This window comes from Actinacidiphila cocklensis (assembly GCF_907177275.1).
Taxonomy (GTDB): Bacteria; Actinomycetota; Actinomycetes; order Streptomycetales; family Streptomycetaceae; genus Actinacidiphila; species Actinacidiphila cocklensis.
Map to the genome: position 1 here is coordinate 1 of NZ_CAJSLV010000104.1, position 13,353 is coordinate 13,353.

Below are 13,353 nucleotides of genomic sequence, written 5' to 3' on the forward strand. Positions count from 1 at the left end.
GGCGCGAAGCACCGGCTGGTGTTCATCGACCGGCTGCTGGCCACGCTTGTCCATCTTCGCCTCGGGGTCACCCACGACGTGCTGGCCTGCTGGTTCGGAGTGGACCGCTCCACCATCACCCGGGCCCTCTCACCGCGCCCTGGCCCAGCTCTCTCCATCACAAACCCAAGCCACACCCCCACGCCCCATCGACCTCGCCCACCACCACGTTCACCGCACAGCAGTCCTCGGCGGACTCATCAACGAGTACCAGAACACCATCTAACACCACCACGAACCCGCAGCTCAGCGGCGGAATCCTATTCTTGAGCCCCACAGGGTCGTGACCTCCCGCCGCTTCGCCGCCTACCTGATCGAGGCGTTCCGCACCGCACCGGAGACGGCAGCGCCCCGCTGCCGCCGGCCGTGCGGTGGCCGATGCGGCACCCCGGATCCGGGTCACCGCAGGGCTGAGGCCGGGGTGGGGGCCACGCGGGTGACGACGGCCTTCTCGGGGATCAGCAGGCCGTGGACGACCGGGCCGATCTCGTTCTTCCAGCGCTCGTGCTCATAGACGGCCGCGTACAGGGCCTCACCCCGGGCCTCGCCCTCGAACCGGCGAATCCACACGTACCCGTCCTCGTCCTGGGTGTCGACGAAGGAGGCGGTCACGTCCATGCCCAGCGACGCCTGGAACGGGATGACCACGTCCTCCATGTATCGCACCCACTCCTCGCGGCGTCCGGACCGAGCCTGGTAGCGGCGGATCTCGTAGTACACGCTGTTCTCCGAACTCTCCGCGCGGGTGGTCAGTTGGCGATGGTCAGGACGAGCTTGCCGCGGGTACGGCCGGCCTCGCCGCGGGCGTGGGCCGTGCCGGCCTGCTCCAGCGGGAAGGTCTCCTCCACCTCGACGACGACCTCGCCGGCGTCGACCAGGCCTGCAATCGTGGTCAGCGCCGCGCCGTCCGGCTCGACCAGGAACGGGGTGACCCGCACGCCGGCCGCCTCGGCGGCCTCGGCCAGTTCCGGGGAGACGCCGGCCGGGACGGCCACCAGCAGGCCGCCCGGGCGCAGGACCTTCAGCGAGCGGGTGCTGGTCCGGTCGTGCGCGTCGCCCACCAGGTCGATGACGACGTCGACGTCGGCGGCGGCGTCCTCGAAGCGGGTGGTGGTGTAGTCGATGGTCTCGTCGGCGCCGAGCTCCTTCAGCCAGGGACGGCGGGCGGCGCTGGCGGTGGCGATCACGTGGGCGCCCAGGTGCCGGGCGAACTGGACCGCGAAGTGGCCCACCCCGCCGGCGGCGGCCGTGATCAGGACGCGCTGGCCGGCCTGCACGTGGGCGGTGTCGACCACGGTCTGCCAGGCGGTCAGCGCCGCCAGCGGCACGGCGGCGGCGTGCACGTGGTCAAGGGTGGCCGGCTTGCGGGCCCACTGGCGGGCCGGTGCGGTCACGTACTCGGCGTAGGCGTTCGCGGCGCGCGGGAACCACGGCATGCCGTACACCTCGTCGCCGGGCGCGAGCGTGGTGACGCCGAAGCCGACCTCCTCGACGACACCGGAGACGTCCCAGCCCAGGACCGGCGGGAACGTCTGTAGTCCCGCCATGCCCTGGCCCTCGCGGGTCTTCCAGTCCACCGGGTTGACGCCGGCGGCGTACACCCGCACCAGCACCTCGGTCGGCAGCGGCTCGGGGCGCGCGACCTCCTCGACGGTCAGCACCTCCGCCGCGCCGAACTCCCTGACGGTGACAGCCCGCATGATGTGCTCGCTCATGTCCGTCTCACTATTCCTTTCGCCGGGACCGTGGTGTCCCGGCGGAAGCAAGAGTGGCGTGTGCTCGCGGAGGCGGGTGAGTGGCCGAGGAGCCACCTGTCGTACTATTCCGGCCATGCCGCATCGCATTGCCGTTCTCGCCCTCGACGGAGTCCTGCCGCTGGACCTGGGCATCCCCGCCCGGGTGTTCAACGAGGCCTGTGAACCGGACGGGACCCGCCTGTACTCCGTCAGCACCTGCTCCCTCGGCGGCCGGCCGGTGCGCACGCACGAGGACTACCGGATCGTCGTCGACCACGACGAGTCGCTGCTGGAGACCGCGGACACCGTCGTACTCGCCACCCAGGAGCCCAGCCGGCACCTGCTCGCCACCGGCACGCTCCCCGAGGAACTCGCCGCGGCGCTGCACCGGATAGGACCGCAGACCCGCATCGTCAGCCTGTGCACCTCGGCGTTCCTGCTCGCGGCGGCCGGTCTGCTGGACGGCCGGCGGGCCACCACGCACTGGGCGCTGTGTGACGCACTGGCGCGGCTGTTCCCCGACGTCGAGGTCGATCCGGACGTGCTGTTCGTCGACAACGGACGCATCCTGACGTCCGCCGGCGGAGCGGCCGGCATCGACCTGTGCCTGCACCTGGTCCGTCGGGACCACGGGGCGGCGGTGGCCTCGGCGGCCGCGCGGCGCTGCGTGGTGGCGCCGTGGCGGGAGGGCGGGCAGGCACAGTTCATCGAGCACCCGGTTCCGCAGGAAACCGACTCCTCCACTTCGACGACCCGGCAGTGGGCGCTGGACCGGCTGGCCGACCCGGTCACACTGGAGGACATGGCCCGCCACGCGCACATGAGCGTGCGCACCTTCACCCGGCGGTTCCGCAGTGAGGTGGGCAGCAGCCCGCTGAAGTGGCTGGCACAGCGGCGGCTCGCGCACGCGCGCCTGCTGCTGGAGTCCACCGACCTGACCGTCGCGCGCGTCGCCACTACCTGCGGCTTCGGCGACCCCGTCGCCCTGCGCAAACACTTCCACACGTATATGGGCCTGTCACCACTGGCCTACCGCCGCGCCCACCGCGCACGGGAACCGATGACGGCAGGCTGACAACGCCTACCGCCCATCCGTATCAGCCGCGCGGAAAGGTGGGCCATGCGGTGATGGCGAAGCCGTCGTCGTCTCGCGGGGCCTCGGCGGCCCCGTGCTCCGGCCAGTGGGCCGGGGTGATGAGCCCGCACGGCTCGGCGGCACGGGAGAGAAAGTCGCGGCTGGTCTTGCCCGCGCGAGCCGGAGGTCGTTGCAGAAGCCGCTGTTCAGCCGGGTTCGAGGACTTGTACGGGGCTGTGCAGCACGTGGCCCGGCTCACCAAGAGCCAGTGCCGCCCCTGCCCAGCCGGCACCTGCTGCCCCACCACCGCCGACAGCGCCCGAACCGCGGGTTGGGTGGTGGAGCAGCGCCGTGGGGAGTGCCCGGTCGGACCACGTGAGTTGGGGCCTGCCGTCTGGCGCTGCAGCACCACCAGTTGGTGGCGTAGAGCCAGGATCCGGATCGGACATCCGGGGTGGCTCACCTGGAGGACGAGCGGGTGGGAGGACATCCCGTCGCGGGCACGGGATCAGTCACCGCCCCCCACAAGCCCCGCCCGATAGGCCAGGACCACCGCCTGGACGCGGTCGCGAAGGTCGAGTTTGGTGAGGATGCGCGAGACGTAGGTCTTCACGGTCTCCGGGCTGAGCACCAGCTCGGCGGCGATCTCCGCGTTCGACAGGCCCTCGCTGATGAGGAGGAGCACCTCGTGCTCGCGGGGGGTGAGGACCTTCAGGCGCTCGCGTTCCGGCGACGGCGGCGCGGCGGAGGGGCGTACGCGTTCGGCGAAGCGGCCGATCAGGGTACGGGTGACGGCGGGGGCCAGCAGGGACTCGCCGCGGGCGACCGTGCGTACGGCGTTGACCAGTTCGGGCGGCGGGGCGTCCTTCAGGATGAAGCCGCTGGCGCCGGCGCGGAGTGCCTCGTACACGTACTCGTCGACGTTGAAGGTCGTGACGATGAGGATCTTCGCAGGGCTGGGGGAATCGGGGCCGGCCAGGTGACGGGTGGCCTCGATGCCGTCGAGCAGCGGCATGCGGATGTCCATGACGACGACGTCCGGTTCGAGCTCCTGCGCGCTGCGGACGCCCTCTCGACCGTCCGCGGCCTCCCCGACGACTTCCATGTCGGCCTGGGCCGAGAAGATCGTGACGAATCCGGCCCGGACGAGGGCCTGGTCCTCGCAGACCAGAACCCTGATGGCGGGGGCCGGCACACTCATGCGGCGCCTCCTGCCGGTATGCGCGCGTGCACGCGGAACCCGCCCTCCTGGAGGGGTCCCGCCGCGAACTCTCCGCCCAGCATTTCCACCCGTTCTCGAAGACCCGTCAGGCCGCGGCCCCCGGAGACGTGCGCGCCACCGTGGCGGAGGGCGGGCGAGCCGGCCGCGCCGCCGGTCGTCCCGGCGGTGGTGACCTCGACGTCCGTCCAGGCGGGGGTGTGCGCGAGCCGCACCAGCGTCCGCTCGCCCGCGGCGTATTTCGCCGCATTGGTCAGGGACTCCTGTACGACCCGGTAGGTTGCGAGTCGGACACTCGTGTCCGTGGCCGCCGGCTCTCCGTCCTCGACCAGTTCGATCGGCTGGCCGCCCGCCTGTGCCTGCTCCACCAGGCCGGACACCCGGCCCGGCGTCGGCGTCCGGGACGGCGACTCGCCGGTCGCCTCCAGTACGTTGAGCAGGAACCGGAGTTCGGCCAGGGCGCGGCGGCCGGTGCCGTTGATGGCCTCTAGAGCCTCGTGAACCCGGTCCGGTGACGCCGTGAGGTACTGCGCCGCGCCGGCCTGCACCACCATCGCCGTGACATGGTGGGTCACCACGTCGTGCAACTCCCGTGCCATACGGCTGCGTTCCTCGGCGATGGCGGCCTGTGCGGACAGCCGCCGGCGTTCGGCCTCGTGCGCTCGCCGGCCGCGCACCAGAACGCCCAGCCCCCACATCGCCGCCAGGGCGACGTAGAAGACCACGAAGTCGGTCCAGGTGTTGGGCGAGCCCAGTGCGTGCAGCGTGACGCAGAAGACCACGTGTCCGCCCGTGGCCGCCAACGGCACCACCCGCCGGTGGTGGTGCTGGTGAGCGCCCACCGAGTACAGCGCGATGTAGAGCCCCAGACTGGCGAAGGTCGGCGGGCAGCCGAGGGACTCGTGGACCGCGAACGAGATACCCACCGCCGCGAGGCAGAGGCCGGGCCACCGGGTGCGCACCGCGAGCGGCAGCGCCTGCCCCAGGGCCAGCAGCACGCTCGCGGCGGAGGCACGGTGGGCGGGGAGGTCGCCGAACTGCGCCCCGATCCGCGCCAGCGGCTCCGCGAACGACAGCACCGTGAAGACGACCGCGACCTCGCGGTCCCGGGTGGCCGCGGGGCGTGATCCCCACCATCGGGACAGCACGCGGAGCCGGAGGGGCGCGGTGGACCACGGGCGTACGCGCGCGGAACGGCTGGAGTCCGGCGCCTGCGCCTCCCCTTCCGGCCGCGGATCACGGGCGGGGTCCGCCGGCAGGGGGGACGCGGGGAGTGGTGCCCCGCGGGCTGACTCGTCGTCCATCGTCGTCCACGTTCCGGTAGTTGCAGCAGTCGGTCCGGCTGGGCGTCACGAGAACCAAGCCGTCGTGCGCGGGCCGGAGTTCGGCACGTCACGGTCGGACCCGTCCGGCGTCCACGTCGCACGAATCCGCGAGGCCGGACGGGCCCCGCACGTGACCGTAGCGCCCGCCGGCGGGGACGGTGTCCCCCGGGGGAGAACAGCCGGGTAGCTCCCTCGGGGGACCGGCGGATGCGGCAGATGCCCACCGGGTGGTGACGACCCGCGGCGGTCGCGACCCATAGTTTTTCGTCCTCGGAAGCGAAGAAACGCTCACCGTGAGCAGGCCTTTGAGGAGCCATCCATGTCGTCCAACCAGCAGCACCCGATCCGTGAGAGCGGACGTGGTGTCGACCGGACCGGATCGACCGAGCGGGGCAACGGCCGCACCCCGCGCTGGGCGGCGTCCGCGTGGGCGCGGCTGCCGGTGCTGTTCGTCCTGATGCTGGCCGTGGGCGCGATCACCAACGGGATCAACGATGTCGCCGACGGCACCCCGCTGACCGCCCTGATCGCCGGGGTGTCCACCGGCGGGCTCGCCCTGGCTGCCTACGTCCACATGGTGCGGTACCTGGAGGGGCGCAGGACGCACGAGTTGGCGCCCGAGCGGGCCCGGCGGGAGCTGGGCCGGGGCGTCGGGGCCGGCGGGGCGCTGTTCGCCGTGACGATCGCGCTGGTCGCGATGACCGGCAGCTACCACGTGCACGGCTGGGGCTCGTTCGGGGGCGCGCTGACCACGCTGGGGCTCATGAGCTGCGCGGCGGTCACCGAGGAACTGGCCTTCCGCGGCGCGCTGTTCCGGGTGTTGGAGGAGAAGACAGGAACGTGGGGGGCACTGGTCGTCTCCGGGCTCCTCTTCGGCGGCCTGCACCTGCTCAACAAGGACGCGACCGTCTGGGGCGCGCTGGCCATCGCCGTCGAGGCCGGGCTGATGCTCGGCTCGCTCTACGCCGCCACCCGCTCGCTGTGGCCGGTGATCGGCGTGCACCTGGGGTGGAACATGGCCGAGGAGGGCGTCTTCGGTACCGACGTGTCCGGCTCCGGGAGCCACACCGGCGGTCTGCTGCACGCCTCCACCAGTGGTCCGCAGGCACTGAGCGGCGGCAGCTTCGGCCCCGAGGCCAGCATCTTCGCCATCCTGGTCTGCGCCGTGCCGACCGTGCTGTTCCTGGTGCTCGCCAAGCGCCGCAACCGGCTCCGCACGCGCGCCGAAGTCGCGTGAGGGCCGTGGCGAACACGGTTCACCGGGAACTGACGGACATCCAGGAGGTTGTTGTGCCGATCACCGGAGCGGGGCCGGAGGGCTGCGACCGGGGCCCGTCAGCAGCCGGGGCCCGGCGCGGCCGAGATCTCCCCCTGGGCGAGCCGGGCGGCGCGGCGGATCTCCGCCAGCACGGCGGCGACGGCCGGGACGCCCACCATGTCGGGCCACAGCAGCGCGTACGTCCGGCGCAACGGCCAGTCCAGCAGCGGACGGTAGACCAGGCCGTCGCAGAGATGACTGCGCAGCGCCATCTCGTTCATCAGGCTGATGCCGAGGCCGGTGCCGACCAGCGCCAGCACCGTGTGGGAGTCGTCGACGGTGGCGCTGATGCGCGGCTCGAAACCCAGGTTCGTGCAGGCCGCCTCGAAACGGTCCCGGAAACTCTCCATCACCCAGTCGTGATCGGCGAGTTCGGCCAGTCCGATCTCGGAGCGGCCGGCGAGAGGGTGGTCCTCGCGCATGACCACGCAACGGCGGTCGGTCATCAGCGGCACCCGCATCATCACCTGCTCGCCCTCGGGTACGTCCTCGTTGGCCCAGTTGCAGAGCAGACCGAGGTCGGCCGCGCCGGACCGGATCAGCTCGCGCGCCTGGACCGGCTCGGCCTGGGTGAGGGTGATGTGCACGTCGGGGTGGCGGTCCCGCAGCCGCCCGACGACTTCGGGCAGCAGGGACACGCAGCCGCTCTGGAAGGACACCGTGCGCACCAGGCCGCCGCCCCGCGCGACCTGCGAGGCAATGTCCTGGTCGGCGGCCCGGAGCGCCGAGAAGATGGTCTCGGCGTGCCGCGCCAGGGCCTGCCCGGTCTGCGTCAGCCGCACGCCGCGGCCGGCCCGGGTGACCAGCGGGGCGCCCACCGTCTGTTGCAGCCGCCGCATCTGGTAGCTCACCGCCGGCTGGGTGTAGCCGAGCGACGCGGCGGCGGCCGTGTACGACCCGGTGCGGGCGATCTCCGCCAGCACCTCCAGTTGGCGTATGTCCAACACCCTTGAACCATAAGAGATTTCGATGTTTCGGCGAAAATACCCTCCTTGGACGCGGCAAGGCCTTGTTCGGTGGAATAGCGGCATGGCCACGGACCGTCCCGATGTCCCTTCTGCAGGAGTTCCCGTGAGCACGTCCATGAACCCGGAAACCCGCTCCCCCTCCCCACCCGGCCGACCCCGGCCGCCGCTGGTGCGGATCGCGGGGGTGAACAAGTCCTTCGGCGACAACCAGGTCCTGCACGACGTGGATCTGGACGTCGCAGCCGGCGAAGTGGTCGTGGTCATCGGTCCGTCCAAGTCCGGCAAGTCCACCCTGTGCCGGTGCGTCAACCGGCTGGAGACGATCGACTCGGGAACGATCATCGACGGCGTCCCGCTGCCCGCCGAGGGCCGCGCGCTCGCCCGGCTCCGCGCCGACGCCGGCATGGTCTTCCAGTCCTTCAACCTCTTCGCGCACCTGACCGTGTTGAGCAACGTGACGCTCGCCCCGGTCAGGGTGCGGTGCGCAGGCGGCGAAGCGCGGCATGGAACTCCTCGACCGGGTCGGGCTCGCCGGCAAGGCGGGCGCGTATCCGGGCGAGCTGTCCGGCGGCCAGCAGCAGCGGGTCGCGATCGCGCGGGCGCTGGCCATGGACCCCAAGGTGCTGCTCTGCGACGAGCCCACGTCCGCGCTCGACCCGGAGATGATCCAGGAAGTACTCGACGTGCTGGTCGAGCTCGCGGCCGAGGGCGTCACGCAGGAGCTGACCGGGCAGACCGAGCTGCTGGACCAGCAGTACGCCCAACGGCTGGCCACCTTCGGCGCGGCGGCACTTTGCTACGTCGCGATGACGCTCGTCATCGGCCAGTGCGCGGGCTGGCTGGAGCGCAGGCTGGCGGTGCTGCGATGACGGCGAACGGCGCCACCGGAACCCCCGCGCCGGCCGTTCCGGACGTGGCGGGCACTGCCGGCCGGGAGCCCGGACCGGCCGCGCGCGTCCGTGGCGTCCGAGCCCGGCTGGTCGCCCGCGCGGAGACCGAAGGGTCCCTGTTCGACCCGCCAGGACCACGGGGCCGGGCCGGAATCAGGATCGCCACCGCCGTGTCCCTGCCGGTCCTGGCCCTGCTGGTGGCGGTCGCCGTACGCCAGTTCGCCGCCCACGGCCAGCTGGACGCCGCCAGGTGGCGGCTCTTCGTCCAGGCCCCGGTCCTGCGCTACCTTCTCACCGGTCTGTGGGCCGCCGTCCGCGTCACCCTCGTCAGCGCCGCACTGGCACTGCCGCTGGGTGCCCTCCTGGCGGTCGCCCGGCTGTCCCGAACCCGCTTCCTGCGGTGGCCGGCCGCGGCGTACGTCGAGGTCATGCGGTCCGTGCCGCTGCTCCTGCTGATCTACGCCTTCCTGCTCGGCCTGCCGAGCACAGGTTTCCGGATGGCGCTCTTCTGGCAGCTGGTCTGGCCGATCGCGCTGACCAACGCAGCGGTGTTCGCCGAGATCTTCCGGGCCGGCGTGCGGGCGCTGCCACGCGGCCAGACCGAGGCGGCGTACGCCCTCGGGCTGCGCTACTGGCCGGCCATGCGCACGGTCGTCCTGCCCCAGGCGATCCGCCAGACCGCCCCGTCCCTGGTCGGCCAGCTGGTGCGGCTGCTCAAGGACAGCACCCTCGGATACGTCGTCAGTTTCCTCGAACTGCTCAACTCCGCGAAGGTGTTGGGCGAGTACAACCACACCGTCATCCAGGGCTATCTGGTGTCGCACTGGTCTACGTCCTGCTCAACAACGCCGTGGCCGGAGCCGCCGGACTCCTCGAACGAAGGCTCGGCCGCCCAGGGCGGCGCCGCATCGCAACACGCTGAGCCGAGCGCTTGGCCCACCACCGGTCGGGCCACCTGAACCGCGTCCTGGGGACCGTCCTCGCCTCCTTCCCCATGGAGGAGAGTGCCCCGCCAGGCCGCTTCCCCCGCGACAGAAACGAGTTGAGCGCATGTGCCGGCTACTGGGTGTCGTCGCCCGTGAGCCCCTTCCTCTGAGCGAGCTGCTCGCCGATGATCTCGGCCCCTTCTTCACCATGGCCTGCGAGCACGCCGACGGATGGGGTGTCGCGTCCGTCACCCCGGAACGCACGATCGCGGCCGTCAAGGAGCCGGTGCGCGCCGACGTGAGTCCCCGCCTCCGGCGGGTGGTGCGCGAACTGACCACCGACAGCGCCTTGCTGCACATCCGCATGGCAAGCCCGCAATCCCCGGTCATACCGGGGAACACCCATCCCTTCGGGGACCAGCGGATCGCCTTCGCCCACAACGGCGACTTCACCCCGGTCGACTGCCTCGACTCGATGATCGGCGAGGAGGCGCTGGCCACCGCCGAGGGCGGCACCGACAGCGAACGCTTCTCGCTCGGAATCCGGCTGCGCATGGACTCCGGTATGGAGGCGCAGAAGGCGATCATGTCCACCGTGGCCGACATACGGTCGCTGGCGAGGAGTTCCGCCAGCCTCAACTGCATGCTGCTCACCCCGGACGCGCTCTACGCCTACGCCGCGCACGACCCGCATTCCGACGTCATACACCGCCGCGGCCCCGCCTTCTTCGCTCTCAAATACCGCGTCCGCACGGACGCGGTGGTGGTCGCCTCCACCGGGTGGCCGCAGGATCCGCCGGCCTGGACGACCCTTCCCGAGGGCCACGTCCTGGAAATCCGCCGCGACGGCCTGAGCACTGTGGTGCACGCCGGATGAGGAAGGCGCCGCTGGAAGGTCCCTGCTATTCGCACGTGAGGAGGAACGGCCTTCAGATTCCCGGAAACCGACCCACCGGGAGATCACCGAGAGCCACAGGAGCCCTATGTCGCACATACCACACGTCGCCGTATTCGAGCACCACGATCTCATGCGCCGAGGCCTGGAGAGCCTGCTGTCGAGCAGTCCCCTGTGCCATCTCACCCCCCTCGTCGCGGAACCCGGCGGACCGGATTCGGTGGACCTGCGCGTCGACGCCGTCGTCTACGGGCCGCCGGAGAACCAGGAGCGGGGTCTGACACAGGGCGTACGCCGCCTCGCCACCCATGGCCGGGTCCTGGTCGTCTCGGACTTCGGCGGCAGCGAGTCGGTGACCGACCTGCTGCGTGCGGGCGCGCACGGCTGCGTCAGCAGGCAGGCCGACGACGAGGAGCTGCTGCGCGCCGTCATGACGGTGGCGGGCGCGGGCATCCACGTCGATGCCCGTCTCGCCCCGCGACTGCACGCCGAGTTGCGGCAGCCGCACGGCGCGCCCGCGTCGGCGCTGGCCCGCCGCGAGTCGGAAACCCTGCGCTGGATCGCGGCAGGGCTGACACACGGACAGATAGCCCGGCGGATGAACCTGACCGAGGCCACGGTCAGCACCTACGCCAAACGTATCCGGAGCAAACTCAACGTGGGCAACAAGGCCGATCTGACCCGCAAGGCCATCGAACTGGGGCTGCTTCAGGACGAGCCGCAGGCGGCATGGGCCGACCCGGCCGCCACCGCCTCCACCGGAAAGCCCGCTTTCTAGCCCGGCACTGTGCCGCCGCAGATCCGCCACGAATGTTCGGGCAACTCCCCGATTCCTGACCGGAGGAACTACCGTGAAAACGAACCACACTTTCAGAGTTGAAGGACTGGCCAAGAAGATCGCCGTCACAGCGATAGCCGCCGCCGGCCTGGCCCTCATGATTCCGGCGACTCCCGCCGCCGCGGCCAACTCCGTTGACTGCCACTGGCCCCAGACCATTGACGAGTACGCACGCATCACAACGTCCAACGGCCTGCCGAGGTGCTACGCCAACGCCGGTGCGATCGACGTGAATCTCGGCGACATCGCGGAGTTCCATTCGGGAAACAACAAGGTCACGTTCTTCTACACCATAGACGCGAACGGCTACCAGAACGCCATCACCCTGGAGAAGTGGCAGACCCAAGGCATGTCGTTCGGTCTCACTGCCCGCGTGACCGCGCTGGTGATCTGGTGACGTGGTCGACATAGCGCCCGACCGTGCGGCAGGCCCGTACCGCTCGCGGGCGAGTGGTACGGGCCTGCCGTGTCGAGGGCGCCACCAGGACGAATCACGATGGCGAGAGCCACATCTACTTCTTGGGAGAATTCCTGATGTCTGCTCGGCTGCACAACCTGCGGATCGCGGCGACTGTCGGCATGGTGTTCGCGGCGGGCGCCGCCCTCACGGCCTGCCAGGGGGACACGTCGGGGAAGGGCTCCGACGGGAGCGACGGGACGCCGAAGACCTCGGCGGTGGCGAGCGCCGACGGGGGAACGGCCACGGCCACCGCCACACCCGACGCGGCCACTGCCACCCCGTCGGCGACGTCCGACGACGGCGGCACCACCGCCACCGCGAAGGGCACCACCACCGGCACCGCGGCCACCGCACGCTGCCAGACCTCGAACCTCGGCTTCACCTTCGGCCCCGACAGCGGGGCCCAAGCGGTGGGCAGCCCGGGTGGGATCGAGGTGGTGCTGACCAACAAGGGCAGCGGCACCTGCACCCTGCAGGGCTTCCCGGGGCTCGACATCGTCAGCAACAAGGGCACCCACTGGTCGCTCGTCCGGCAGGCCAGGAGCGCCGCCAAGGTGACGCTCAAGCCCGGCGCCGCCGCCTCCTTCGAGATCACCTACCTGCCCTACGACGCCAACGACTCCGGTGGCTCCGCGGCCTTCCATGCCGCGAGCATCCTGGTGACCCCGCCCGGCGAGACCCACTCCACCACCCTGAAGTGGGACGGCTTCGCCGACGTCATGGACCAGAGCGGGGCCACCCACCCGGGGACCTACGTCGGCCCCGTGGTGGCCGGCAGGTGACGGAGGCCGGGGACCGCTGAGGCGTCCTCGGCCGCACGGCCCGGGAACGGCCGCTCCCGCACGGATCCGACGGCGCGTCCGGACAGCTCACGCGCCGTCGGCGAGGCGCTGGATAGCGGCCGGCCAGGCCTGGAGATCGGCGGGTCACCGGGTTCGGAGCGCAGGACGCGGCGGCGGGTCGAGACGCCGAGCACGAAGGCGTCGATCGCAGCGGCACGGCTGCGGGCGTCGGCGTCGTCCACGCCGGTGTCGCGCAGGTAGTGGCGCAGTGGTTCGAGCGAGCTCGCGTCGAGGAAGGCGGCCAGAGCTTCCGCCGCCTCGGGGCGTTCGCCGGAGGCGCGTTTCAGCACGAGCAGCGGGTCGTCCCCGGGCTCGCCGAACCGGCGCCGGACGATGCTCGCCGCGAGGCGCGAACCCAGCGTGGCCCGGTCCCCGCCGAAGGAGCCGGCGACCGGGATCTCCACCCGGGTCGCCGCTGGGAAGAGGCCGTCCTTTCCGCCGAAGTAGCCGTGATGAGGTCGGGTGACACCCCGGCCGCGTCCGCCACGCCTTTGACCGTGACCGCCGTGTATCCGTGCTGCACGAACTGGCGTTCGCGTGGTCCAGAATCCGCTGACCGGTGGCGGCCGCATCTCGCGCATGAACGACGGGATACGGGAACGGCTCTTCCCCTTCTCCCGCCCCGCTCATCGCCCCGGGCATGTCGGCCCGCCGGATCGCCGGGATCGTGGCAGAGGCCCTGAAGAAGCTCAGCCACGCGCGGTACACGCTGTCCGGCGGTGACGTGGGCGGCACCGTCACCGAGATCCTCGCGGCCGAGTACCCGGACAGGGTGGCCCGCCCTGCACCTCACAAACGTCGCCCGCAGCGTGCGACTCGCCC

General features: G+C 71.4%; 13 protein-coding genes and 2 pseudogenes. 9 read left to right on the forward strand and 6 right to left on the reverse strand.

What is annotated here, in order from left to right:
• A pseudogene (locus tag NFU81_RS36405) lies at positions 1-129 on the forward strand (helix-turn-helix domain-containing protein); the annotation flags it as partial.
• Positions 130-438: 309 nt separating this feature from the next.
• On the opposite strand, the gene NFU81_RS36410 reads toward NFU81_RS36405, so the two are convergent.
• Both NFU81_RS36410 and NFU81_RS36415 read right to left on the reverse strand, forming a co-directional pair.
• Complete coding sequence (locus NFU81_RS36410) at positions 439-759, reverse strand: NIPSNAP family containing protein (protein WP_251500161.1); 321 nt, start codon at positions 757-759, stop codon at positions 439-441.
• A gap of 29 nt (positions 760-788) precedes the next feature.
• On the reverse strand, positions 789-1,754 hold the full coding sequence (locus NFU81_RS36415; protein ID WP_251500164.1) for an NADP-dependent oxidoreductase: 966 nt from the start codon (positions 1,752-1,754) through the stop codon (positions 789-791).
• 115 nt (positions 1,755-1,869) lie between these two features.
• Here NFU81_RS36415 and NFU81_RS36420 point away from each other — a divergent pair, with 115 nt between their 5' ends.
• Positions 1,870-2,850: a GlxA family transcriptional regulator gene (locus NFU81_RS36420; protein WP_251500167.1), complete on the forward strand. Its 981-nt coding sequence runs from the start codon at positions 1,870-1,872 to the stop codon at positions 2,848-2,850.
• A gap of 508 nt (positions 2,851-3,358) precedes the next feature.
• On the opposite strand, the gene NFU81_RS36425 is transcribed toward NFU81_RS36420, so the two are convergent.
• Positions 3,359-4,051, reverse strand: coding sequence for a response regulator (locus tag NFU81_RS36425; RefSeq protein ID WP_251500171.1), 693 nt, complete (start codon positions 4,049-4,051; stop codon positions 3,359-3,361).
• Positions 4,048-5,373 carry a sensor histidine kinase gene (locus NFU81_RS36430; protein ID WP_251500175.1) on the reverse strand — a complete coding sequence of 442 codons (1,326 nt, stop codon included), beginning with the start codon at positions 5,371-5,373 and terminating at the stop codon, positions 4,048-4,050. The genes NFU81_RS36425 and NFU81_RS36430 overlap by 4 nt, the downstream gene beginning before the upstream one ends.
• 340 nt (positions 5,374-5,713) lie before the next feature.
• Here NFU81_RS36430 and NFU81_RS36435 point away from each other — a divergent pair, with 340 nt between their 5' ends.
• Entirely contained in the window at positions 5,714-6,631 is a 918-nt protein-coding gene (locus tag NFU81_RS36435) for a CPBP family intramembrane glutamic endopeptidase (RefSeq protein WP_251500178.1), read from the forward strand.
• Between the two features lie 98 nt (positions 6,632-6,729).
• Here the strand turns inward: NFU81_RS36435 and NFU81_RS36440 are convergent, their stop codons facing one another.
• Complete coding sequence (locus tag NFU81_RS36440) at positions 6,730-7,659, reverse strand: LysR family transcriptional regulator (RefSeq protein ID WP_251500181.1); 930 nt, start codon at positions 7,657-7,659, stop codon at positions 6,730-6,732.
• Between the two features lie 136 nt (positions 7,660-7,795).
• On the opposite strand from NFU81_RS36440, the pseudogene NFU81_RS36445 reads away from it, so the two are divergent.
• The 6 genes and pseudogenes from NFU81_RS36445 to NFU81_RS36470 form a co-directional block, all read left to right on the forward strand.
• Positions 7,796-8,396 (forward strand): annotated as a pseudogene (locus NFU81_RS36445) (amino acid ABC transporter ATP-binding protein); the annotation flags it as partial.
• A gap of 344 nt (positions 8,397-8,740) precedes the next feature.
• Entirely contained in the window at positions 8,741-9,529 is a 789-nt protein-coding gene (locus NFU81_RS36450) for an amino acid ABC transporter permease (protein WP_251500184.1), read from the forward strand.
• Positions 9,530-9,620: 91 nt separating this feature from the next.
• Positions 9,621-10,373: a class II glutamine amidotransferase gene (locus NFU81_RS36455; protein ID WP_251500187.1), complete on the forward strand. Its 753-nt coding sequence runs from the start codon at positions 9,621-9,623 to the stop codon at positions 10,371-10,373.
• Positions 10,374-10,479: 106 nt separating this feature from the next.
• Positions 10,480-11,169, forward strand: a complete 690-nt coding sequence (locus tag NFU81_RS36460) for a response regulator transcription factor (protein ID WP_251500189.1) — start codon at positions 10,480-10,482, stop codon at positions 11,167-11,169.
• 73 nt (positions 11,170-11,242) lie between these two features.
• On the forward strand, positions 11,243-11,626 hold the full coding sequence (locus tag NFU81_RS36465) for a beta/gamma crystallin domain-containing protein (RefSeq protein ID WP_251500192.1): 384 nt from the start codon (positions 11,243-11,245) through the stop codon (positions 11,624-11,626).
• A gap of 137 nt (positions 11,627-11,763) precedes the next feature.
• Positions 11,764-12,471, forward strand: coding sequence for a DUF4232 domain-containing protein (locus NFU81_RS36470; RefSeq protein WP_251500195.1), 708 nt, complete (start codon positions 11,764-11,766; stop codon positions 12,469-12,471).
• Here the strand turns inward: NFU81_RS36470 and NFU81_RS36475 are convergent.
• Positions 12,441-12,935: a TetR/AcrR family transcriptional regulator gene (locus tag NFU81_RS36475; protein WP_251500197.1), complete on the reverse strand. Its 495-nt coding sequence runs from the start codon at positions 12,933-12,935 to the stop codon at positions 12,441-12,443. The genes NFU81_RS36470 and NFU81_RS36475 overlap by 31 nt on opposite strands.
• Positions 12,936-13,353 lie beyond the last annotated feature (418 nt).